Annotated in this window: 17 protein-coding genes; 1 reads left to right on the forward strand and 16 read right to left on the reverse strand. The window is 64.8% G+C overall.

What is annotated here, in order from left to right; all coding sequences use genetic code 11:
• Positions 1 to 72: 72 nt before the first annotated feature.
• Complete coding sequence (locus ACQR1L_RS23085) at positions 73 to 303, reverse strand: hypothetical protein (protein WP_434860248.1); 231 nt, start codon at positions 301 to 303, stop codon at positions 73 to 75.
• On the opposite strand from ACQR1L_RS23085, the gene ACQR1L_RS23090 reads away from it, so the two are divergent.
• Positions 196 to 3291, forward strand: coding sequence for a TRCF domain-containing protein (locus ACQR1L_RS23090; RefSeq protein WP_434860245.1), 3096 nt, complete (start codon positions 196 to 198; stop codon positions 3289 to 3291). The genes ACQR1L_RS23085 and ACQR1L_RS23090 overlap by 108 nt on opposite strands.
• Here ACQR1L_RS23090 and ACQR1L_RS23095 read toward each other — a convergent pair.
• The 15 genes from ACQR1L_RS23095 to ACQR1L_RS23165 form a co-directional block, all read right to left on the reverse strand.
• A complete protein-coding gene (locus ACQR1L_RS23095) occupies positions 3237 to 4562 on the reverse strand; it encodes an NAD(P)/FAD-dependent oxidoreductase (protein WP_434860219.1) in 1326 nt (441 codons plus the stop codon). The two genes, ACQR1L_RS23090 and ACQR1L_RS23095, sit on opposite strands and share 55 nt — an antisense overlap.
• Before the next feature lie 259 nt (positions 4563 to 4821).
• On the reverse strand, positions 4822 to 6075 hold the full coding sequence (locus ACQR1L_RS23100) for a glycosyltransferase family 2 protein (protein WP_434860220.1): 1254 nt from the start codon (positions 6073 to 6075) through the stop codon (positions 4822 to 4824).
• Between the two features lie 63 nt (positions 6076 to 6138).
• Positions 6139 to 8475: a xanthine dehydrogenase family protein molybdopterin-binding subunit gene (locus ACQR1L_RS23105; RefSeq protein ID WP_434860221.1), complete on the reverse strand. Its 2337-nt coding sequence runs from the start codon at positions 8473 to 8475 to the stop codon at positions 6139 to 6141.
• Complete coding sequence (locus tag ACQR1L_RS23110; RefSeq protein ID WP_434860222.1) at positions 8468 to 8941, reverse strand: (2Fe-2S)-binding protein; 474 nt, start codon at positions 8939 to 8941, stop codon at positions 8468 to 8470. Before ACQR1L_RS23110 ends, ACQR1L_RS23105 begins: the two co-directional genes overlap by 8 nt.
• 15 nt (positions 8942 to 8956) lie before the next feature.
• A complete protein-coding gene (locus tag ACQR1L_RS23115; protein ID WP_434860223.1) occupies positions 8957 to 9871 on the reverse strand; it encodes an FAD binding domain-containing protein in 915 nt (304 codons plus the stop codon).
• Entirely contained in the window at positions 9871 to 10701 is an 831-nt protein-coding gene (locus ACQR1L_RS23120; protein WP_434860224.1) for an inositol monophosphatase family protein, read from the reverse strand. Before ACQR1L_RS23120 ends, ACQR1L_RS23115 begins: the two co-directional genes overlap by 1 nt.
• A 22-nt stretch (positions 10702 to 10723) precedes the next feature.
• Positions 10724 to 11770 (reverse strand): aldose epimerase family protein, encoded by a 1047-nt coding sequence (locus tag ACQR1L_RS23125; protein ID WP_434860225.1) that lies wholly within the window; start codon positions 11768 to 11770, stop codon positions 10724 to 10726.
• Between the two features lie 42 nt (positions 11771 to 11812).
• Positions 11813 to 13753 (reverse strand): FAD/NAD(P)-binding protein, encoded by a 1941-nt coding sequence (locus tag ACQR1L_RS23130; protein ID WP_434860226.1) that lies wholly within the window; start codon positions 13751 to 13753, stop codon positions 11813 to 11815.
• A 98-nt stretch (positions 13754 to 13851) separates the two neighbouring features.
• The gene (locus tag ACQR1L_RS23135; RefSeq protein WP_434860227.1) at positions 13852 to 15186 is read right to left on the reverse strand and encodes an L-fucose/L-arabinose isomerase family protein; all 1335 of its coding nucleotides are present in this window, start codon (positions 15184 to 15186) and stop codon (positions 13852 to 13854) included.
• A 192-nt stretch (positions 15187 to 15378) separates the two neighbouring features.
• Positions 15379 to 16152, reverse strand: coding sequence for a hypothetical protein (locus tag ACQR1L_RS23140; RefSeq protein WP_434860228.1), 774 nt, complete (start codon positions 16150 to 16152; stop codon positions 15379 to 15381).
• Between the two features lie 787 nt (positions 16153 to 16939).
• Positions 16940 to 18643, reverse strand: a complete 1704-nt coding sequence (locus ACQR1L_RS23145) for an amidohydrolase (RefSeq protein WP_434860229.1) — start codon at positions 18641 to 18643, stop codon at positions 16940 to 16942.
• 469 nt (positions 18644 to 19112) lie between these two features.
• Complete coding sequence (locus ACQR1L_RS23150; protein WP_434860230.1) at positions 19113 to 19808, reverse strand: ABC transporter ATP-binding protein; 696 nt, start codon at positions 19806 to 19808, stop codon at positions 19113 to 19115.
• The gene (locus ACQR1L_RS23155; RefSeq protein WP_434860231.1) at positions 19808 to 20557 is read right to left on the reverse strand and encodes an ABC transporter ATP-binding protein; all 750 of its coding nucleotides are present in this window, start codon (positions 20555 to 20557) and stop codon (positions 19808 to 19810) included. Before ACQR1L_RS23155 ends, ACQR1L_RS23150 begins: the two co-directional genes overlap by 1 nt.
• Positions 20554 to 21846 (reverse strand): branched-chain amino acid ABC transporter permease, encoded by a 1293-nt coding sequence (locus ACQR1L_RS23160; protein ID WP_434860232.1) that lies wholly within the window; start codon positions 21844 to 21846, stop codon positions 20554 to 20556. Before ACQR1L_RS23160 ends, ACQR1L_RS23155 begins: the two co-directional genes overlap by 4 nt.
• The gene (locus ACQR1L_RS23165; protein WP_434860233.1) at positions 21843 to 22790 is read right to left on the reverse strand and encodes a branched-chain amino acid ABC transporter permease; all 948 of its coding nucleotides are present in this window, start codon (positions 22788 to 22790) and stop codon (positions 21843 to 21845) included. The genes ACQR1L_RS23160 and ACQR1L_RS23165 overlap by 4 nt, the downstream gene beginning before the upstream one ends.
• Positions 22791 to 22877: the final 87 nt, after the last annotated feature.

Genomic DNA, 22877 nt, shown 5'->3' on the forward strand with positions numbered 1-22877 from the left:
GTGATGGCCCGGTCTTCCGCTCCGCTCAAAGCAGCAACATCGGCAACCGCGCGGGCGCGACGACGACTGCCGTCATCCAGCGCGCCGCTGGGACGCCTTGCGCTCGATCTGCTGCAGCAATGGCAACGGGCGGCGCCGAAAGGTCTGGTGTTCGTCGCGAGCAACGATGCGCGCGCCGAGCATCTGGCGGCGGTGATGCATGCAATGGATCCGGACTGCGACGTGCTCGTCCTGCCACGTTTCGACACTCCCCCCTTCGATGATGCCGAACCGTCGCGGGAGGTTTCCGGACGGCGCGCTCACGTGCTGCGACGCCTTGCTGAAGACGCGGCACGGCCGTTCCTGGTTTCGACGGTCGAGGCGCTGCTGCCACGCGTCCCCGCCCGGCGTTACTGGAGCGACGCCAGCTTGCCGATCAATGTCGGACAGCCGATCGACGTCGAGCGGTTTCGCGACGCGCTGATCGGTCTGGGCTATGAGCCTGATGATCCGCCGGACTATCCCGGCGGTGTTCTGTTTCATGGTCAAACCACGGAGATCTTCGCAGCCGGCGCGCTCGGACCGGCACGGATCAGCCACGCCGACGGCGTGATCCGCGGCATCCACTTCTTCGATCCCATCAATCAGGCCGAGATCGCAGCGACGACAATGCTGACGATCGATCCGATGTCGGAGCGGCACCCCGGCCGCGATATGGCCTCGGTCGACATTTTTGACTATCTCGATGGTGCCGAGCTCATCGCCGACGCCGATGTGTCGCACCGCGCAGAGGTCCGTCATGCGGTCATCGACGAAGCCGCGGTCGATGCCGACCGGCGCGCACGCGCGTTCATGGGCCGCAGCGCCTGGGATCACGTCATGCGGAGGGCTACCATTCTGCCTCCCTCGGCGGATGAGGAGCAGGTCCCGAAATTCGCCCTGCAGCGATCGCCCTCTACAGCGCTTCGGCGCTACATCGCCACGTGCAGGCAGCGGAAGGCCCGCATCATCTTCACCGCGGGCACCGAGAACGATCTCCAGCGCATGGAGCGCATCAGCGGCACGACGTTCCCGCGGCGTGCCGACTGGTCGATGGCAACGCGAACACGCGGTGACGTGATCGCCTCGCTGCTGGTCGATCTCGAGCGCGGCTTCACGATCGACACGCCGCGTCCGCTGGTCGTGATCACCGCGGCCGAGGTTCTCGGCAGCCGCGCCCGGCATCTTCAGCCGATGGCGCGGCGGCAGGCCATTGCGGTGGAGCCCGAGATCAGTCCCGTTCCCGGCAGCGCCGTCGTTCATCTCCAGCGCGGGCTCGCGCTGCTTGAGGGGCTTGAACTGGTCTCGACCACGGATGTCAGCACGCGCGAACTGATCCGCCTGGTGTTTGCCGACGGCGAAGCGATCCTGCTGCCGGTCGCGGAGCTCGCGCTGATCTGGCCCTATGCGCGAGATCCGAGCGGGATCAGGCTCGACGACGCCGAGGGCCGCTCATGGGCCGCACGCTGCCTCCAGGCAGAAGGTGAGATCGACCGCATCGCCGGGCGGCTGTCGGAGCTGATCCGGGCGCGCCGGCACAGCAAGGCGCAGCGGATCGTCGCGCCCGCCGTGGACTATGAGCGTTTCGTGGCGCGCTTCCCCTATCTCGCCACGCCGGATCAGGCCGCCGCGATCGAGGATGTGCTGAAGGATCTCGCCTCGGGACATCCGATGGACCGGATCGTGTGCGGCGATGTGGGCTTCGGCAAGACCGAGGTCGCGTTGCGCGCAGCCGCGGCCGCGGTGTTCGCCGGACGGCAAGTGGCGCTGATCGTTCCCACCACGGTGCTCGCAGCCCAGCACGTCCAGACCTTCACGAAGCGCCTGGCGCCGTTCGGGATCGAGATCGGCCAGCTGTCGCGGCTGTCGTCGGCCGCCGATGCGCGCGGCGTCAAGCGACAACTCACGGACGGCTCGCTCCGGCTCGTGATCGGCACCACCGCGCTCACCGCGGAGGACGTTCGCTTTGCCGATCTCGGTCTCGTCATCATCGACGAAGAGCAGCATTTCGGGGCCGCCGAGAAAGCCAGGCTCTCGGCATTGCGGTCCGGTCTCCACACGCTGACGATGAGCGCCACGCCGATCCCGCGGACGATGGCCGGTGCGATGGCAGGCCTGCGCGATCTCAGCGTCATCGCGACACCACCGGCACAGCGCCTGCCCGTCGTGACCAGGATCGCGGCGGCGCTCGATTCCACGCTGGCGATGGCGTTGCGCCGGGAACATCGGCGGGGCGGCCAGAGCTTCGTGATCTGTCCGCGCATCAAGGATCTGGGCCCGATGCAGGAGCGCCTGCGCCAGGCCGTGCCGGACCTCAGCATCGCCGTGATCCATGGGCGCATGCCGGCCCGCGATATCGACGCACAGCTGATGAGGTTCGTCGCCGGAAAGGTCGACGTGCTGCTGGCCACCAACATCGTCGAGAATGGCCTGGACATTCCGCGCGCCAACACGATCCTGATTTCCGGCTCCGAGCAGTTCGGGCTTTCACAGTTGCATCAGTTGCGCGGCCGGGTCGGACGCGGCGGCACCAGAGCCTTCGCCTATCTGCTCACCGAGGCGCCAAGCGAAGCCGCCGAGAAACGGCTGGCGGCGCTCCAGGAGTTGAGCTTTGCCGGCGCCGGATTCCAGATCAGCGCCCGTGATCTCGACCTGAGGGGCGCGGGCGATCTGTTATCCGAGCAACAGGCAGGCCATGTGCAGATGTTCGGCCCCGCGCTCTACCACGAGCTTCTGGGACGCGCCCTGAAGGGCCGGCCGCATCGCGCCGCCGACATGTGGACTCCGGAGCTGCATGTCGATGTTCCCGCGTTCCTGCCGACCGACTACGTGCAAGACCAAACCACGCGGCTGGAGGTCTATGCGCGCCTCGCACATGCCGAAACCGCGGCCGAGATCGACGACATCGCCGATGACATGCAGCTCCGCTTCGGGTCTCTTCCGCCCGCAGCCGCCAATCTGATCGCGACGACACGGATCAGACTGGATTGCCGCGCGCTCGGCATCGCCCGACTTGACGTCGGCAGCGGAGGCATCGCCGCGCGCCTCAGACGTTCCGATTCAGCCGCCGCGAGCGCGCGCACAAACAACCAGATCCGCTCGCGCCTCGTCTACAAGCACAAGATCAGCCGACAGCAGATGCTGTCCGCGGCTGTCCGGTTCCTCGCGGCGCTGAAGCAGAAGGGCATGACCGGACCGCGCGCGCGATCGAGGCCGGATCAGAAATCCGCGACCTTGGTGGACCGCGCGCGCGCGAAACGTTCGGGCGAATAGGACGCGGGGTCGACGATCGGAACCGCACCGGTTGCGAGATCGGCGATGAGATGGCCGGCGCCGGGACCGATGCCGAAACCATGTCCACTGAAGCCGGCAGCCACGATCAAGCCGGGCAGCGCGGCGAACTCGCCGATGGCAGGCACGCCGTCGGGCGTCGAATCGATGTAGCTCGCCCATGCCGCCGTGATCCGGCTCTGCTTCAGCGCCGGGAGCAGTTCGAGCGCACGCGCATGCGTCAGGCTGATCGTCGCCCGATCCGGCGCGGGATCGAGGATACGATTGTGCTCCATCGGCGTCGGCTCATCGAGGCGCCAGCGCCCGACGGTCTCATGTCCGGCGCGCAGGCCCTCGAACCCGCCGGGCAGCAGGCTGCGCCATCGCTTGGCGAACATCGGCAGAAAGTGCGGCGCGAAGCGGAACTGCTGCAAGGTCGGATCGACGCGGCCGCGCCCGCTGATCGCGAGCGTGTGGCCGCCATCGCCGCGCCGCGTGATCGAAACGGCCGCCGTATGCAACGCAGGAGGCAGCGGCTCGGCGGACGGCGACAGCGCGAGGGCTGAGGCGCGGATCGAGGCGATCGGCAGCGCCGCACCGATCTGATGACAGAACGACGACGCCCACGCGCCCGCCGCCAGGATCGCCAGCGGCGTGCGGACGGTGCCGCGCTCGGTGATCACCGCCGACAACCGGCCTCCGCTGGTTTCAACGCCGCGCACGGCGCACATCTGGTGCACCGAGCCGCCCTGCTTCAGGATCGCACGCGCCACCGCGGGCGCGGCATCTGCGGGACTCGCGATGCCATCCGTCGGCGAGAACACGCCGCCCTTCCAGCTGCGTCCGGTGGCTGCGCCGCGCTCGGTAGCCTGCCGGCTATCCAGCATGAAGGTCGTGACGCCGGCGGTCTTGGCGAATTCGCCCCAGCGTGCCCAGCCGGCAAGCTCCGCCTCGTCATTGCTGAGATAGAACAGACCACAGCGCGAGAAGCCGGTGGTCTCGCCGCTGTCCGCGGCAAAACGCTCCCACAGATCGAGACTCAGCGTTGCCATCGGCAGCTCGCGCGCATCCCGGTTCTGCTGCCGGCACCAGCCCCAGTTGCGGCTCGACTGTTCGGCGCCGATCCGCCCCTTCTCGATCAGGGCGACGGCAAGCCCGCGACGCGCGAGGTAATAGGCTGCGAAGACGCCGACGATGCCGCCGCCGATGATCACGGCATCTGCACGTTCGGGCAGCGCGGGCGACGTTTCGACGTGCACCAGGGGTGCGGGCATGCGGCTTCTCCAGCTTTTCGGCTGGCACAGGTTAGAGCGGTATCCGCCACTCCATGTCCCGGATTCGGCTGTCCGACGGCATATCATTCTGCATTCGCCCGCTCGCCCGGCGTATTGTTTCGCACCGCATATTCCTCGGGCATCGCGGCCGGATCACGCCAGAAGCGAGAAGACGGCACATCCGCTCGATCGAGCTTGTGTCGCTCGCACCTCGGAGGCTGCAACCGTCTCGCTGAGCGATCTTCACCGGGAGATGCGTTCAGGTGGCGCCAGTTGCCAGTGCAGACCGAATCCAGCCGTCGACCTCCGCGAAAGGCATCGCGAGCTGTTCCTCCGCGGTCAGGCGGCGACCATTGGAGGTCACACCACCGGCAGCGACCTCGAGGACCTTCCGGATATTGTCCTGCGTCCAAAGCTTTTCCCGAACCAGGCTGGCGGCGTTTTCATTGTGAGCGAGCTTGTACTTTTCGATGACATAGATGAAGCCGTGCAGTTTCTGCCACCACACTTTGACATTGGTGAGCGCGATCCAGGTCGTCTCGCTGTCGGAGTCCACCGAAACGATGGGCACGATCGCAACCGGCGCGCCGCTAGTCTTCAGATAGCCGACGATGTCGAAATCGACGCAAAAGTCGAAAACGTCCATGCGTTCGAGCAGGCCCAGGAGATACTCCCGTTCGAACATCTTGAACGGGCAGGTGACGTCCCCAAGAAGCAGGTCGAAATCCAGCAGCGCGTGGACGCGCTTCAAGATGTAGTTGGCGTAGGATTCGCTCTCGCGCGTCGTCTGCCATTCGGAAATGCGCGTGGCCCGGCGGTCGCCGATCGCCGCCTTTTTTCCCTTGCCCGACAATTCGCGCAGGAAGAGCCCGATCTGGCCCAGATGATTGCTGTTGTCGCAGTCGGTGTACATGACATAGTCGTGCCCGTCCTTCGCGGCCCGCTGCAGGCCATGGAGGATGGCCCCGCCCTTTGTCGAGGACATGGCGCCGTCGAGCTTGGACAGCGGCAGCTCCGAGGACGGCAGTGCGTCGCGGAGCTTGAGCAGGACGATGTTCTTCCATCCTGCCTCGTCGACGATTGTCCGTGCGACCTCGAGGCTTCCATCGGGACACTCGTCGTCGACGATGTAGATGCTCCAGGTCACCGGCGTGTCGCGAAACAGCCACTCCAACTCCGCCACCTTGGCGCGCAAGGCGTCTTCGCCGGTCGGATTGTCCGCGGAATAAGGCTGGAGTCGCCGAACCTCCTTCCACACGGCAAAGACGATGCCGATGCTGAGCCTGCGGTCGATAGTCCGGACGAAGCGCCGCGCATCCGCAAGGAAGGCGACGAGTTCGGCGAGCACATCGTCACCTTTGGCGACGCCGAGGATGGATGTCCGGTCCGTGATGTCTTCGGCCACCAGCAGATCGGCCACTCGGAAGGCGTTGGCGCGGTAGGTCCAGGAGCCCAGGAACCGGACGACATAATCATTGTCCGGCACGATCTTGGCGGTGCTTGTCGCGGCCATGTCAGTTCTACACTCCAATCGGGCGATTCATTGCGATGGCTCGATGTGCTGTGCGAAGGGCGGCTAGAACGGCGCGTGCCGCAGATCGAGGTCTTCCGTCCTGTCGAGCATGAGGCTCAGGACACGTGGCGGGGTCAGCGGCAGCTCCTGCACTCTCTTGCCGATGGCGTTGGCGATGGCGCAGGCGATCGTGCCGCCGACATTCAGGATGGGCACTTCGCCCGCTCCCTTTGTCCCGAACGGCCCCATCGAAGGCGCGCCTTCGTGCAACGCGATCTCCACGGGGACCACGTCCTGCGCCAGCGGGACCCTGTAGCTGCCAAAACCCGACTGCGCGATCTGCCCCTCGGGATCGATGGTCACCTCTTCGTGCAGCGCGTAGCCGAGTCCCTGGATCACGCCGCCCTGAATCTGGCCGTGAATGGCGCTCGGGTTGAGCGCCCGTCCGACGTCCTGCACCACCCGATAGCTGAGGACCTCGACATGTCCGGTATCCGGATCGATCGCGACTTCACATTCGTGGACGGCAAAGACGGGAATGTCGACGGCATCCAGGAAGTGCCCCGCCGCGCAACCCATCATGGCGGGCACTCCCGCGCGAGTGAACGAGCCGCTGCCGGAGATCGGGCCGCTGACCGACTGAGCATGCTCAGCGATCCTGGCGAGCGAGATGCCCCCGCCAGCTCTCCCGATAATTTCCACATGGCCATTCTTCAGTACCAGCTGGTTGGGGCTGGTCTGCAGCATCTTGCTCGCGACCTCGAGCAGCTTCCGACGCACCTCGTCGCATGCGACTGAGGCGGCCGCGCCAAGTGACACGGTCGTCCGCCCGCCGCCCACGCCCACGTCGAAGCCCGCCGCATCGGTATCGGCGGCATGGACCACGACGTCGTCGGGCCGAATGCCGAGCCGGGCCGCAACGATCTGCGGCAGGGATTGCATCATGGTGCCCTGCCCGATTTCCACCCCGGCCGTCACCAGCGTGGCGCTGCCATCGGGGTTGAGGTTGACGGTGGCCGCGGAGGGCCCGACAAACACGAACCAGGTCCCCACCGTGGTCGCCTTGCCGTAAAGGCGCTCCCCTGCCTCGGCTCGCTTGGATGGCCGGGAGCGGGACATTGCTTGCATGCGGTCCAGCATCGGTCCGAGGACATGTCCCTCGAACACCTGCCCCGTCGATCCGATGTCGCCGTCGCCAAGCACGTTGCGGCGCCTGAACTCCAGCGGATCCATGCCGATGGCGCTGCAGATCTCGTCCGTGTGACGTTCGAGCGCGAAGACGTTGTAGACGCCGTTGCAGGCGCGGAACGCGCCATTGGGCGGGGTGTTGGTATAGACCGCGCGGCTGGTCATCTTGACCGCGCCGAGGCGATAGGCCGATCCCAGCGTATGCGCGGTCATCGTCGTCAGATAGATCTGCTCGCCGCCATAGGCGCCACAATCCATCAGCACCGTGGCCTCGCGGCCGACGATATCTCCCGACTTGGTGACTGCTGAACGGATGTGGATCTCGGCGTTCTCCCGGCACGGGCAGGTCTGCAGTTCTTCCTGCCGTGAGTTGATGACGGCGACGGACCTCCCCGCCACCAGCGCAAGCGCAGCCGCATAGGGCTCGATCGAACAGCCGTACTTCACTCCGAAGCCGCCACCGACGGGCGGCACGGTGACACGAACCTGGGAGGGAGGAAGACCGAGTGCACGCGCGGTCACGTTCTTCACGGTCCAGGGCGCCTGCGTCGAGGCGACCAGGTGAATCCTGCCGTCCTCATAGGAGGCGATAGCCCCGCGCGGCTCGAGCTGCATGTGGCTCTGCCGGCCGACCCGGAAGCTGCTTTCGATGATTTCGACGTCGCTGCGGGCAAAGGCCGCCGCCGTATCTCCGCGTGCAACCGTCGCCTCCCAGGCGATGTTGCCGCCTCGCCTGCCGCCTTCGGCCTCGAGCAGCACTTCGTAGCGCTTCCAATCGCGGTGCACGAGATGCGCATGGCTGGACAGGGCCTCGGCCATGGTCAGGACCGCAGGCATCGCCTCCAGCCTGACGCCGATCGCGGCCGCCGCTTCCCGCGCCTGCCGAAGCGTATCCGCAGCAACGGCCGCGATCGGCTCTCCGTGATAGCGCACGACGTCGCTCGCAAAGAGAGGCTGGTCGGCAATGCCGATGCCGAACCTGCCGGGCGCATCCTCCGCGGTGACGATAGCTCTCACGCCAGGCATCCTGCGCGCGGCGGACGTGTCGATGCTCACGATCCGCGCCGACGGCATGGTTGCGCGCAGGACGAAGCCGTGCAGCATCCCCGGCCGGACCTGATCCACCATGTAGCGGGTGCGTCCACGCAACTTGTCCCGGGCGTCACGCCTCGCGAAATTGACCACCGCAGCCAGGGCTTCTGCTTCAGACATCTGTGCGCCCCTCGTTCCTCGCAAGCGTCAGCGCGGCATCGACGATGCGCTCGTAGCCGGTGCAGCGACAGACGTTGCCGCAGAGCCCACGCTTGATGTCGTCGCGCGTGGCCAAAGGCTGCTGCGCGAGCAGGTTCGTCAGGCTCATGACGATGCCGGGAAAGCACATGCCGCACTGGACGGCGCCCTCCTCCTCGAGGGCCCGCTGCAGGGGAACAAGATCACCTTCATCGCCGAGCCCCTCGATGGTCAACACGCTCTTGGCGTCGACCAGTCCGACCGGAGTCAGACAGGAGATCACGGGCACCCCGTCGACGTGGACCATGCAGGCGCCACAGAAGCCTTCCCGGCAGACGTCCTTGGCGCCGGTCAGGAAGAAGCTGTTGCGCAGAACATCCAGCAGCGGCGTCACCACGTCTCCGTCGAAACTGCGCTCTTCGCCGTTCACCTCGATGCGGACCGCCATGTCTTTCCGCTCCTGCTAGTGTTGCTGCAGCTTTGCGAAGGCGCGCCGCACCAGGGTCGGCAATACCTTGACGCGATACCATCCGGGCACCTCGGGTCCGTCCCGACCGACAAACTCGTCGGCCAGATCGAGGGCAAGCTGGTGGATGCGCATCGCATCGAGCGGCAGCCCCTCAACCGCCCGTTCCAGGCCGCGCCATCGCCGGGCGACAGCTTCGACCGATCCAACGGCAATGGCGGCTCCTCGCATGTAACCGTCTGGCCGACGTTCGACGGCAACACTGACGATCGCCACCGGATAATCTCCGGCCTTCCTGAGCGGCAAGCGCGCATGGGCGGAGGCAAGTGGGCGCCGCGGGACAAGCACGGACACGAGCAGATAGGCGCTTTCAAGCATCTGCCGAAGGCCAAGGAAGGCATCGAGGCTCAAGAGCTCGCGACCTTCCGTCGTCAAGATCTCGACTTCGGCATCGTGACAAAGCAGTGCCGGGACGAGGTCCGCGGCAGCGAAATCCGCCGTACACAGATTTCCGCCTACGGTTGCTGCCTGACGGACGGCAGGATTGGCGGAATCGCCGGCCGCCGTCACCAGCCCGCTCAATTCCGGAAGCGCTTGTAGTTCGCGTACGAGCCTTGCGTGGGTGACAGCACTGCCAATCCTCACATGGGTTTGCGTCACCTCGATGCGATGCAGTTCAGGAACCTGCGCGAGCGAGACATAGGCCGGCTTCATCGGTTCCCGACGAAATGGCGCCCGCATGATCCATGTGGCTCCGGCCATGATCGTCCCGCCCCCCAGATCGGAAAGCGCCGCAAGCGCTTCCGCAACCGTCTCCGGCTTGTAAAGACCGGTTCTCTGCTGAGCTCGCATGTCCTCCTCCAGGCGAATTTCCGGTGCATTGGCGATCGCGGCGTCCCCGCCGCTGACCATCAGGCGGGTTGCCGCAGGTCGTGTTGAAGGTCGATGGCAAGCAGGCGTGACGCCGTTTCGGCGGCGGCTGGCGCGGCAGCCAGGATCGCTCCGTCCTGCGCGCCGCTTTCGATGAAGCTCTCGATCACCCCGCCCGCCTCGCGCACCAGGACCAGCCCGGCGATCACGTCCCAGACGCTGGTCCGCGCGTCGGCATAGCCGTCCAACCGACCATCAGCGACCTGGGCGAGCATCATGGCCGACGAACCAAACCGCCGGTACTCGCAGCCATGTTCGAGGATGTGATTGATCTGCCGGGCGTGTGCTGCAGCGCTCTTGCCGCGAGTGAAGCCGACGCCGAAGACGGACTTGCCGGCCGAGTTCTGCATGTTGACGGTGATGGGCTCGCCGTTGCGCGTCGCGCCCCGACCCGCCGCAGCGCTGTAGAGTTCGTCCTTGACCGGATCGTAGATGACACCCAGCACCGGTTGGCCTTCGATCGCAGCCCCGATCGAAACGCACCAGCTCGGGCGATCGCGCATGAAGTTCGAGGTGCCGTCGATCGGATCGAGCACCCAGACAATCCGTTCGCCTTCCCGATCGAGCCCAAACTCCTCGCCAAGAATGGCGTGATAGGGGAAGGCCTCCTGCAGGCGCTTCCTAATCAGCAGCTCGACGGCCCTGTCGACCGCTGTGACGAAGTCTTGCGGACCCTTGGTTTCGATCTCGAGCGGCTTGTTCTGACGCAGATAGGACAGAGCCAGGCGGCCGGCCGCCTGTGCTGTTGCTTCCGCAACAGACTGCATCAATACGAGGGTCTGCTGATCCTGGTTCGTGAAGGAAAATCCCATCTTGCTCGCCCTTCGTTGCGTGTCACGATGCGCGGAAACGATACTCCGTCACCTGCCGATAGGTGTCGCCGGGCCGCAGCACGGCGTCGGAGAAGTGTCGATGGTTGGGGCTGTCAGGGTAGCGTTGCGGCTCGAGGCAGATGCCGCAATGGTTGCCGTAACGCGCGCCGTCGAGGCCGACGGCCGGCCCCTTGAAGCTGCCGCCGTCGTAGAGTTGGAGGTGCGGCTCGGTCGTGAAAACGTCGAGGGCCATTCCCGTTCGTGGCCCGAACAGCGTTCCGGCATGGACCAGATCGTTGTCCGGCACGGGCTGCCGGCGCAAGACGAAGCCGATGTCATAGGTGACGTTGTCCGGATTGCGCAGCGGTCTCTGGCGGTGAAAGTCGAACGGCGTGCCGGAGGTCGACCGGATTTCGCCGGTCGGAATGAGATCGTCGTCGACCGGTGTGTAGAAATCCGCCTCCGCCAGGAATTCATGGTCGATTGCGTTCGGCACGGCCGCATCGGCAAAGCCGGGCGCCAGTTCGAGGTTGAAGTAGCCATGGCTCGCAAGGTTGCAGAGCGTCGGAGCATCGGTCGTGGCAGTCAGCTCTACCCGCAGGGTCGCCGGACCAAGCAGCCGATAGACGCAGCGAACGTCGAGATTACCAGGAAAACCGGCGTCGCCATCCGGAGAGCGCAGCGACATCGTCACCGATGATGGATCATGGGTGTCGAGCATCCAGGGCCTCCGGCTGAAGCTCTGACCGTCGCCACCTCCGTGCAGCATATGCTTGCCGTCCTGATTGAGAGGCAGCTGGCAGACCAGGCCATCGAGGTCGAAACGGCCGTTCCTGATCCTGTTGGCGAAGCGCCCCGCAATCGTCCCGGCATAGGCCGTGTCGGCGACATAGTCGTCCAGCGTGTTGTAGCCGACCACCACCCTTTGCCGGCCGCGAGCTGTGGGAATCAACAGGTCCCGTACGGCCGCGCCCCATGTCAGGATCCTGGCCTCGATGCCATCGTCCGAGCGCAGGGTGACCTCGTGGATGTCGACGCCGTCGACATGTCCAAAAACCCGGTTCTGCATCTCCCCACCCGTCTTGTTGCTTAGCCGTCGGCGCCGTTTGCGTCAGACCAGATACTTGTTCGGACTCCGCCTAGCGCCCCCTCCGGCGTTTTCGCTGCCGCGCTCATCCAGCCCTGGATTGCTCGGCACGAGCTTCTCGATGGCGACGGTTGCGATCGCGTCGGCGTCGTCGATGAATTCGTCCCACACGCCCGGCTCGATCACGCCGACATGCAAGAACCACCTGGCAGCCTCCGTGGGGATTCCGAGCACATGGATGCGGTCCTTGACTTCGCCGTCCCTGGTGACCGGATGGAACGGCTTGGCGGTGACTTGGACGCCGCCGCTGCCCATGAAGCTCCTCAGCAGTCCGGCATCGGCCAGCCTGCGAATGGCGGGATTGTCGTCGACGTCGACATTCGGCACCGGCACATATGCGTCGATGAGGACATCGACGACCGCGCTGTAGTTCTCGACCGCATTCGACGAGGCGATGAAGCCTGCCACATCCGTCTCGCGAAAGCTCGCACCTGGACCAAGCAGTTCAACCAGGCCGCTTTCGATCAGCGCGAGCAGTTGCCTGGCCCGAGTCAGGGAAGGTCCGGTCGAGAGGAAGGCGATGGTCGGGCCGATGCTGGTGATGAATTCGCAGTGGGACGTAGGGGTCAGCCCGCCCAGGTCCACCGCCTTGCGGATAAGGGGCCTAATGAAACGCAGAACATCGAGACCGGCCTTGACCGGATCGGTGAACTCGCCCGCCTCGGAGCGGGCGACATCCTGGCGAACCAGCGCAACCACCGCCCGCCTGAAGGCGTCCTGGCTCGGGAACGACATGCCCTTGAACGGCGCGGCGATCGCTTCGAGGTCGAGCAGACCTTCCACGCCAAAGGAGCGAGCCAGCTCCGACATCAACGGCATGATGGTCGCGGTGCTGACGTCACACGCGTCAAGCTGCTTGCTGAAGCTGTCGAAGCGATCGGGCCCGAGCGTCTTTTCGACATAGGCGAGGTTCACTTCAGCCGTGAGCCAGGGCAGGTAGCTGGTGCGGAAGCATGCCGGCCCCTCGGCTCTGATCTTCGCGATGCGTGTCTCGGTAAAGAATCGCGGCGCAAAGCCGACCCCTGCGGGACGATCGTTCCTGCCGCGCATGGGCAGCGGGAAGCCGCTGCGTGATCCGGCGACGATCAGCCGCGGCTCGCGGCCGCTTCGCACGTATCGGATATCCCCATCGTTGCCATGCGCAAACCGGCCGCCACGACCGAGGGTGAGTTCCGACAGCACGTCATAAAAGGAAAGACCAAGCCCCCTGAGACCGATGGTCTGCCCCGACAAGTCCGCCGGGAGAGACAGGCCGCTTTGAAAGGTCTCGAGCACGTCGAAAGAGGTCAGGTGCCGTGATGACGCCGTTGATCCCTGCCTCGCCGATTTCGCCTTGCTGACAGGATAGCCAGAACAGATGACGAGACGGTCGACACGGAGACTGTCGCGCCCGGATTCGAAGCTCAGCACATACTCGCCGGCATGCTCGGCGATGTCGGTGACCCTGTCCTGCACCCGTTCGATGTGCATCTGCTCGGGCATGTTCAGTTCGACCACGTCGAGGACGAACTTCAGATACTTCCCGTAAAGCCCCCGGGGGGCCAACCCCGAAGGACCGGGATAATTGACGTCGATCTGCCGCCACCATTCCATGAATGTCGGTCCATATCCCGCGCGCCAGGCCGCTCCGTCTGGCGGGTTCGGGAACATCGTCACGTTCTTGCAGCGCGTGTTCATCAGCAGCCAGTCGGGCTGGTCGGTGCGCCAAAGGCGGCCGCAACCGACCTCCACGCTGTCGATCGCATAGACCACCAGGGATCGAAGCGTTGATCGCTCAGCGAGCCTGCCGGCGAGCCGCTCGATCACGGAAATTCCTCGCGGCCCGGTGCCGATGATGGCGATACGCTCCGGCGTCACGCTCCAGCGGTCCGCTGTCTCCGACATGTTGAGCATCGGCTGTATCATCGGTACCTCATCCCAAGCAGCATTGGCCGCTCCAGCGGTTTCCGAAAAAGGATCGCGTAGATCGAAGCCGACCGGGGCCGGCTCTCCGGCAGCCGGCGTCAGGCCTTGCCGTCGTGCAAGTGGAAATCCCAGCCGAGATAGTTGCGCGTGGCATCGACGATGACATCGCTGGCCGAGCAGAAGTTCGCGGCGACGTGATGCTCGAAGCCATTCTCGCAGATGTAGCGCAGCAGCTTCTGCATCTCGGGGATCTCGACCACACCGGCGCCGCCGAAGGTCTCCAGCGAATCCTCGGTGAACTTGCCCTCCCCGACATATCCGCAGATCCGTCCGGATGTGTCGTCGGTGCTCACGCGGATAAAGGTCATATGGCCGGACTTGATCGAGCCGTCGACCGTTCCGTAGGTATTGTCCTTGCCGACGGTGCCAGCAATGATTTCCTGGAAGTCCATCCGGTAGTTCCTGAAGAACTCCTTGGGCAGGTTGCTGCAATGGAAACACACGGCCTTGTTGGCGTTCGAGCCATAGTTGTTATTCCAGTCGAGCAGTGCGCTCGGTGTCCCTGAGGCCAGGGCCAGCATGTGCATGCCGATCAGCCCGCAGACGTCCACTTCGCAAGCGCTGGACATCAGCTTCGAGCTCATCATGCTCATCATCGTGCAGGGCACGACGCCATAGTTTTCCTCCAGCGAGGTCCAGCATTGGATCGCGCTGATGGACACATCGGCCTCACGCATCCACTCTTCGGTCACCGCTGCAAGCTTTGCCTGCCTGAGAATGGCGGCGTGGGGCACGCCCGTGATATCGATATAGCTGCGAATCGCATCGAGCTTGTCGGTGACGATCGCGTGGTCGTCGGTCAACCGCGACACACGGCCGAGGATTTCCGAGAGGTCCAGCGTGATGACGGAAATCCCCGCTTTCTCGAGCAACTTTTCGCTGTAGCGGACGGTGTTGAAAGCCTGCGGCCGCGCGCCGATGGCGCCGATCCGCAGCCCGCGCAGCCCCCCGACGACGCGGCAGATCGCCGAGAAGCGGGCGAGATCCTCCTGAAACTCATCGCTCAGCGGATCAACGCAGTGGGACTTTGTCAGCGAATAGCGGATGCCGTACTGACGGAGGTTGTTGCAGGCCGACATCTTGCCGCAGAAGCTGTCGCGGCGCCACTGGATCGACATCTTGGACGGATCGTCGGGGGTCGCCTGGATCAGGACGGGCACATTCAGGCCGGACAGGCGCAAGGTGTCGGCGATCGGCCGTTCTTCCCCGAAATTGGGGAGCGTAACGATGATGCCGTCGATGTCGCCAGCGCGGCTCTTGAACAGTGCGGCGCATTTGCGGGCATCCTCGAAGGACTGCACCGCGCCATGTTCGGTATCGCCCGTGCTGAGAACGACGCAGCCGTGACCGGCCCGCTCGAGCGCGCGGATCATGTGCTCCCGGCCGGTCGCCGCAAGATGGCCCGGAAAGAAACCGCGACTTCCAACGATGATGCCAAATTTCATGGACTTCATTTTGATGCTTCCAACCTTTGGCGGCGCACCATCGATCTGCCGCGCATGAGCGATGGGCTCCAGCGTGTTTCGACGTGCGAATGTCGTCGGGTGGGACCGATCAGCCTGGCGTCAGGCGGTCAGCGCTGCGCCGGCGTCGCAAGTCAGCACGGCATCGAGGACCGAGATCTGCTCGGGCCAGGTCAGCCCCTTGCCGAAAGCCTCGTCGAACAAGGCAGAGCCGATGGTGAAGCCCCAGGGCCTCAGTTTCCGCACCTGCTTGAGGCGCTCGAAGGTGTTGATGCTACCGCTGACGATGGTCGCGTGAGGGCCAACTGACTTCAGGACTGCCACCCCGAGGTCATGAGGATCGCCGTCCTTGTAGCGGTACATCGACAGGCAGATGCCGTCGGCGCCACTCGCAAGGACGCGCTGACCGTCCTGAACGACGTCCTCGGTGCTGCCGTAGAGATAGCGCGGCACTCCCGCGCGACGCCCGATGGTCGGGAAGTACACCACGGGCGATCCCTGCAGAAGGGCGACCACGGAGGGATGGAATTGGCAGCCGATGAGATATTTGCACTTGTTGCGGATGGCGAATTCGGCTGCACGCAGACAGTCGTCCTCCAGCTCGCCGAACGATTCGAAGACGATCGTCTTGCCTTTGTCCGCGATCACCTTCGCGAGCTCGCCGGCACGATCAGCCGAGATGCCGGTGTCCTTGAACCCCCAGAACTGGGTCGGGGCATGATTGGACGCCTCGAACATTTCCCTGGCGTTTTCGACCGTCAGATCGTTGTTCGTGAGCATCGAGATGATTTTGACCATTGGCGCTCTCCCCGCATTTTTTTGTAGATCGTGCGACACTCGAGAGCCGGCGCGACCACGCGCCGACGCAAACGACATCCTCACCCGCAGGCCGGCGCGAAGCCGGACCGCCGGCCACCGATGTGACATCGAGAGCTTCGGCCTGCCGCAGCCCGAGTTCACACAGCGCTTCCCACCCCGACGATGCCAGCCGCCTCGTCTTCGGCCTGATCAGACCGCGAGACGGCTGCGACGACATCGGCTCAAGACACGCGAACACTGAAACGTCGCACCGCCACCTCTGGACGCCCGCCCCAAGGGGGACCAAAGCAACGCCGCACAATCAGCGACCGCACCGTCATTTATGCGGTACGTACCTCATTCCGATACAGGTTGTCAATTGATTATCTTGCTCTATCTAGTTGCCGTTCTTCGGAAGACAGGCGCAGCAGCGTGAGCAAAGCACCGAAGGCCTTCGAAGCACCCGCACAACATCAATTGGCTATTTCTATAGCATCTGCGAGCATTCCATCGACTGGAACGATGTTGCTGGCGGATCATGCGCGCTCTCCCTATGTGGAGCCGACGGATTTATCGTGCGGCCGACGTCAGAACATCGAAGCGATCGGGGATGCCAAATTCTCTTGATAATGCGGTGCGCACCTCAAATTTGTCCGATTTGAGGTTCGCTGATCCGGACTGCCGCACGCTCTCCTCCTCGACAGGCCGGCGCTGGCAGCGGCTGCGGGGCGGCGCTAGGCACGATTCTCGTTCAGGCCGACCACGCCGAAGGCGATCCAGCTCCAAGTCGCATGATCGAGCAGGCAACCCTGCAGCGTCGGCGCGATCGTCGCCGGGGCGACGACCGAGCCCAGCGCGAATCTCGTCAGCGCTGAAAGACGATCCTTCCTCCGACGAGCGTGATATCAGCCTTGATGTCCTTGATCTGCTCGTCCGGGACGGTCATGTAGTCTGCCGAAAGGACCGTGAGATCGGCGAGCCTGCCCGGCTGGATCGTCCCCTTTCGCGCTTCGTCGAACGTGTAGCGCGCAGCCGCCGACGTGTAGAGACGAAGCGCCTGCTCGCGACTGATCGCCTCCGCCGCGCCGTAGACCTTGCCGCTCGGATCCTTCCGCGTCACCATGATGTACATGTTGAGGAACGGGTTGATCGGGTTGACGGGAAAGTCCGATCCGGCACCGAGGTTGTCCAGCCCCATCGTCTCGATCAGGGTCTTTGTCGGTACGGCGCGATCGGCTGTCGGCCGCCCCAGGAAGCGCTCGACGGTCGCAGCCTTGTCCCACATGAAGACGTTCTGGAAGTCGACCCTGAGCCCCAGCTTTCGCGCACGCTCCATCTGCTCGGGCCTGATCAGGCTCGCATGGATCAGAACGAAACGACGATCCTTTATGGACCTTTCCTTGTCGGCCGCCTCGAAGGCGTCGAGCACCTGGTCGATGCCGAGATCGCCGACGACATGCACGCCGACGCGCCAGCCGTGGCGATGGCAGATCGAGACGAGTTGCGCCAGCCGCTCGGGCGTCTGCTGCGCGATGCCATGGTAATTGTCGTGGGAGTCCGGGTAGACGTCACGCATCAGGGCCGTCTTCAGCGTCATGCCGCCGTCGTAGAAGATCTTGATCCCGGCAAACCTGACCCAGTCGTCGCCGAAGCCGGACGATACGCCGTTCCCCGACATGATTGCATCCCAGGCGTTGAGATCAGCGGGCGGCTCCGGCCTGTACATCAGTCCCGTCCGCAGCGTCGCTCGTCCGGACGCGGCGAGCTTCTGCAAGGTGCTGATGTCGCGCGCTTCCGTGGCGCCTTCGACGACGCTCGTGATGCCAAAACTGTTCAGCGCGCCTTCGGCCTGCGTGAACTGCCTGATTTCATCCTCTTCGGTCCATGGCGGAACGGCCTTCTCGACCCGGTCGATCGCGGTCTCCAAGAGGAGGCCGGTCAGTTCGCCGGCGGCGTCGCGCTCGAACGAGCCCCCGTCCGGGTTCGCGGTGGTCTTATCGATGCCGGCCTTCTGCAAAGCCATTGAGTTCGCCATCGAGAAATGCCCGACGGTGCGCAGGTAGACCGGATTGTCCGGCGCGACGCTGTCGATCTCCTGCCGCGTCAGATAGCGCTTCTCGGCGAGCTGTGACGGCGGATGCCACGCGCCGCCAACGATCCACTCGCCCGGCTTCCTCTTGGCGACGAAGGCCTTGATGGCCTCGAGCGCGTCCGCGACCGTCTTCGCCCGGCCCATCACGACGACATAGTCACCGAGGCCAGCCGCCTTGAAGTGCGCATGGGTATCGATCAATCCTGGAACGACGGTCTTGCCCGCGACATCGAGCACCTGCGTGCGCGCGCCGGCCAGCGCCCGCATCGACGCGCTGCTCCCGACCGCAAGAACCTTTCCGTCCCGGACGGCGATCGCCTCGGTCACGCTGGATTGCTCATCGAGGGTCAGAACCTTTGCATTAACGAGGACGAGGTCGGGCGCGTTGACCTCCGCCTGCTGGGCTATGGCAGGCGTCGAGCCTGCGAGCAGAATTCCCACACCGATGAGCGCGAGCGCCGTCGATCTGCAGACCATTCCAACCTCCAGATGATTGCATTCGGTAGATGAACATTTGGTCTCTCTTCAATGATAGCCGCGCGCATCGAAGCGGTCCAATGATCCGGCGCGCCGTCTGTCTGCTTGCCATTTCGAAGCTGCTGATCATCGCGCGGCATCGCGATCATCTCCTGTCGGGTGAGATAACCGATGCCCAGTCAGCGGACAGCACCCTGAGGGATTCGTCGGCGATGCAGCACCTGCGGTCCGCGTGTAGCAAACAGAGCACGCAGCAGAACCACAGGCTCAGATCCGCGCGGATGGCCCGTCGGCTGCATCATCATGCAGTTGATCAGCGACATCATCACGGCGCATCGGTGTCGGCGTGCTTGCCCGCGACGTCGACCGCGTCATCGGAGGCGCCTCTCCAGGCTGTTGAAGATGCCCTGGGAGAAGAGACTGACCCCACGTTCGTCAGCCATGACGATACCTGCCAGACGCTGCGTCGTCACACTTCGAGCCACTCCTGGCGCACCGCGGCGTCGGCCTTGAGCTGGTCCGGTGTTCCTTCGAACACGACGCGGCCGTGGCCCATGACGTAGACGCGCTTGGAGATGCGCATCGCGATCGAGAGCTTCTGCTCGACCAGCAGGATCGCGACGCCGGCCGCAGCGATCCGCGCAATCAGGTCGCCGACCTGCTGCACGATCAGCGGCGCCAGACCTTCGGTCGGCTCATCGATCATGATCAGATCAGGATCGCCCATCAAGGTCCGGCAGGTGGTCAGCATCTGCTTCTCGCCGCCCGACAGGACGCCGGCGGGCGTATCGGCGCGCGCGGCGAGATTGGGAAACATGTCGAGCATGTCCTGCAGGCGCCACTTACCCGGCCGCCGGATATCCTTGATGCCGAGCACGAGATTCTGCCGCACCGTGAGGCTCGGGAAGATGTCGCGATGTTCGGGCACGTAGCCCAGTCCGAGCCGGGCGATCTTGTAGCTCGGCAGGCCGGCAATGTCCTTGCCCTTGAAGCGGATCGTCCCCTGCGGGCTGACCTCGCCCATGATCGCCTTGACGGTGGTCGAGCGTCCGACGCCGTTGCGCCCGAGCAGACTGACGACTTCTCCGGCGGCGACGTCGAGATCCACGCCCTGGAGAATGTGGCTCTTGCCGTAATAGGCGTGGAGGTTCCTGACTTCGAGCATCAGTGGACCTCCTCGCCGAGATAGGCTTCCCTCACCTTCGGGTCGCGCCGGATCTCCTCCGGCGTGCCCGACGCGATGATGTGACCATAGACCAGCACCGAGATGCGATCGGCAAGGCCGAACACCACGCTCATGTCGTGCTCCACGATCACCAAGGTCCGCCCCTCGGTGAGCCGCCGGATCAAGGCCACCGCGCGCTCGGTTTCCGCGTTGCTCATTCCAGCGGTCGGCTCATCGAGCATGACGACGGTCGCGCCGCTCGCGATGGTCACGCCGATCTCGAGCTCGCGCTGCTCGGCATAGGTCAGCAATCCCGCAGGGACATCGCGCCGGTGGGTGAGATGAATGTCGTCGAGGATTTGAGCGGTCCTCTCGCGCACTTCCGGCAGGCTGTCCACATTCTTCCAGAACGCATAGCGATGCCCCGTTGCCCACAGCACGGCGCACCGGACGTTCTCCCACACCGTCATGCGGGAGAACACGTTGGTCACCTGGAACGAGCGCGACAGGCCGCGGCGGTTGATCTCGAACGGCCGCAGGCCGGAGATGACCGCCCCGTTCAACCGCACCTCGCCCGAGCTCGGCCGGATGTGCCCGCTGATCAGGTTGAACGTCGTGGACTTGCCGGCGCCGTTCGGGCCGATGATGGCGTGGCGCTCACCCTTGGCGACGCTGAGATTGAGGTCGCGGATGACGCTGACATTGCCGAAGCGCTTTTCAACGGCGCGGACTTCGATGGCTGTGGTCATGCCAGATGCCCCCGGTCACGCGCCACGGTGGCGGCCCCGTCCCAGGCGCTTGCGATCCGCCGCCACGTCAACCGTGCGACGAAAAAGCCACCGACAACCAGTCCTGCGGCGACAGCCCACGTCACCGGAGATTGCGGATTGAACGCCACGCCGAACAGGTTGATCGCTTCCCCACCGGAGTAGCGCGCGACCGTCTCGATGGTCAGGATGACGCCCCAGGCAAGCGCCGCGGTCGGTAGGACGGCAACGAGATAGGACGGGATCACCATTCCGAGTGTCCCGGCCCGGATCAGCGGCCGGTGCATCATCAAGAGGCCGGCGATGCCGCCCGGCGAGAACATGACGATGCCGATAAAGATGATGCCGAAATAGAGCTGCCACACGCTGGTGAGGCTCGTCAGCCCGAGCTGGAGATAGGTCACCAGGATGGCGCCGAGGATCGGACCGAAGAAATAGGCGGTACCGCCGATAAAGGTCGAAAACAGCACGAGGCCCGACTGGATCGCGCCGAGATAGGCGGAGTTGGCGATCTCGAAGCTGATGCCCGCAAGTCCGCCGGCGATGCCTGCGAAGAAGCCGGCGAAGCAGTAAGCGAGATAGCGCACGACGTGCGGATCGTAGCCGATGAACTGGACGCGCTCGGGATTGTCGCGCACCGCATTGCTGATCCGCCCCAAGGGCGTCCGGGTCAGCGCGTACATCGCGATCGCCGAGAGCACCAGCCAGAACGCAATGAGGTAATAGACCTGCAGCTGCGGCCCGAAGGTCCAGCCGAACATGCGCGGCAAGGCCGTGCGGTCCGTGGTGATGCCGGCTTCGCCGCCGAACACCGAGCGCAGGATCAGCGACGACGACGCCACGAGCTCGCCGATCCCGAGCGAGATCATCGCGAACACCGTGCCGGCGCGCTTGGTCATGACCCAGCCAAGGAGGACGGCGAAGGCAAGCCCGCCCAGCCCGCCGAACAGCGGAATGAACGGCAGCGGAATCGGCCAGCCATGCGCGACCACCGCGTTCATCATGTGGCAGGCGGCAAAGCCGCCGAGGCCGTAGTGAACCGCATGACCGAACGACAGCAGCCCGGTCTGGCCGAGCAGGATGTTGTAGGAGAGCGCGAAGACGATCGCGATCCCGATCAGGCTGAACGAGGTCAGCGATCCACCCGAGCTGAACAGCAGCGGAAGAATGATCAGCACGGCAATGCCGAGCAGCCAGATGGCGTAGAAGCGAAGGTGGGAGCCGGCCGGCTTCGCCGAAACGGGCGAGGCCGAAGTGACTGCTGCGGTCATGATTCACGCGTCCCCATCAGGCCCACGGGGCGCACGATCAGCACCAGCACCAGCAGCAGGTAAGGCACGATCGGCGCGACCTGCGCGATCGTGACGTTCCAGATGTCGGTGAGCACCGACGGTCCGGCGGAGGGATCGAGCGGGCCGAAGGCGCTCGCCAGCGAGCCGTTCAAGGCTACGGCGAAAGTCTGCACCAGGCCGATCACCAGCGAGGCGATGAAGGCGCCCGGCAGCGAGCCGAGGCCGCCGAACACGATGACCACGAACAGGATCGGCCCGAGCGCCGCGGCCATGTCGGACTGCGTCACCAAGGCAGGCCCGGCGATCACGCCGGCGAGCCCGGCCAGCGCGCTGCCGACGCCGAACACCACCATAAAGACGCGTCCGACATTATGGCCGAGATGGCCCACCATGTGGGGATGCGTCAAGGCCGCCTGCACGATCAGGCCGACGCGGGTGCGCTTGAGCACGACCAGCAGCACCACGAAGATCGTGACCGACACCGCCAGCATGAACAGCTTGTAGGCCGGATAGTTGGTCGAGAAGATCGTAAACGCCGGAAAATCCAGCAACGCCGGCACGCGATAGTCGAGCGGCGTCTTGCCCCAGATCATCGAGACGATCTCCTCGATCGCGAATGCGAGGCCGAAGGTCAGCAGCAGCTCGGCCACATGCCCGTGCTTGTGCGTATTGCGCAGGCCATAGCGCTCGACCGCCATGCCGATGGCGCCGACAAGGAGCGGCGCCAGCAGCAGCGCCGGCCAGAAGCCCAGCCATTTGGTGAGCTGGAAGCCGAAGAACGCGCCCAGCATGTAGAAGCTGGCATGGGCGAAATTGAGCACCCCCATCATGCTGAAGATGACGGTGAGCCCGCTCGACAGCAGGAACAGCAGCATGCCGAACAGCACGCCGTTGAGGGTGGAGATGACGATGAGTTCAAGCACGGCGCACTCGCGAATGTCGGGCTTCTATGCCCTGGCCGCTCATTCCCGGTCAGATCGGCGAAAGGCCTCCCGCTCGGTTGGGCCGTG

This window comes from Bradyrhizobium sp. HKCCYLR20261 (assembly GCF_051168435.1).
GTDB lineage: Bacteria > Pseudomonadota > Alphaproteobacteria > Rhizobiales > Xanthobacteraceae > Bradyrhizobium.

Coding starts and splice junctions, on each gene's coding strand:
- ACQR1L_RS23110 (WP_434860222.1), bottom strand. CDS start 8,941: ATGGCGGTCCGCATCGAGGTGAACGGCGAAGAGCGCAGTTTCGACGGA.
- ACQR1L_RS23125 (WP_434860225.1), bottom strand. CDS start 11,770: ATGCAGAACCGGGTTTTTGGACATGTCGACGGCGTCGACATCCACGAG.
- ACQR1L_RS23120 (WP_434860224.1), bottom strand. CDS start 10,701: ATGGGATTTTCCTTCACGAACCAGGATCAGCAGACCCTCGTATTGATG.
- ACQR1L_RS23105 (WP_434860221.1), bottom strand. CDS start 8,475: ATGTCTGAAGCAGAAGCCCTGGCTGCGGTGGTCAATTTCGCGAGGCGT.
- ACQR1L_RS23100 (WP_434860220.1), bottom strand. CDS start 6,075: ATGGCCGCGACAAGCACCGCCAAGATCGTGCCGGACAATGATTATGTC.
- ACQR1L_RS23160 (WP_434860232.1), bottom strand. CDS start 21,846: ATGACCGCAGCAGTCACTTCGGCCTCGCCCGTTTCGGCGAAGCCGGCC.
- ACQR1L_RS23095 (WP_434860219.1), bottom strand. CDS start 4,562: ATGCCCGCACCCCTGGTGCACGTCGAAACGTCGCCCGCGCTGCCCGAA.
- ACQR1L_RS23140 (WP_434860228.1), bottom strand. CDS start 16,152: ATGTCGTTTGCGTCGGCGCGTGGTCGCGCCGGCTCTCGAGTGTCGCAC.
- ACQR1L_RS23155 (WP_434860231.1), bottom strand. CDS start 20,557: ATGACCACAGCCATCGAAGTCCGCGCCGTTGAAAAGCGCTTCGGCAAT.
- ACQR1L_RS23115 (WP_434860223.1), bottom strand. CDS start 9,871: ATGGTCAGCGGCGGGGACGCCGCGATCGCCAATGCACCGGAAATTCGC.
- ACQR1L_RS23090 (WP_434860245.1), top strand. CDS start 196: ATGCATGCAATGGATCCGGACTGCGACGTGCTCGTCCTGCCACGTTTC.
- ACQR1L_RS23130 (WP_434860226.1), bottom strand. CDS start 13,753: ATGATACAGCCGATGCTCAACATGTCGGAGACAGCGGACCGCTGGAGC.
- ACQR1L_RS23145 (WP_434860229.1), bottom strand. CDS start 18,643: ATGGTCTGCAGATCGACGGCGCTCGCGCTCATCGGTGTGGGAATTCTG.
- ACQR1L_RS23135 (WP_434860227.1), bottom strand. CDS start 15,186: ATGATCCGCGCGCTCGAGCGGGCCGGTCACGGCTGCGTCGTTCTCAGC.
- ACQR1L_RS23150 (WP_434860230.1), bottom strand. CDS start 19,808: ATGCTCGAAGTCAGGAACCTCCACGCCTATTACGGCAAGAGCCACATT.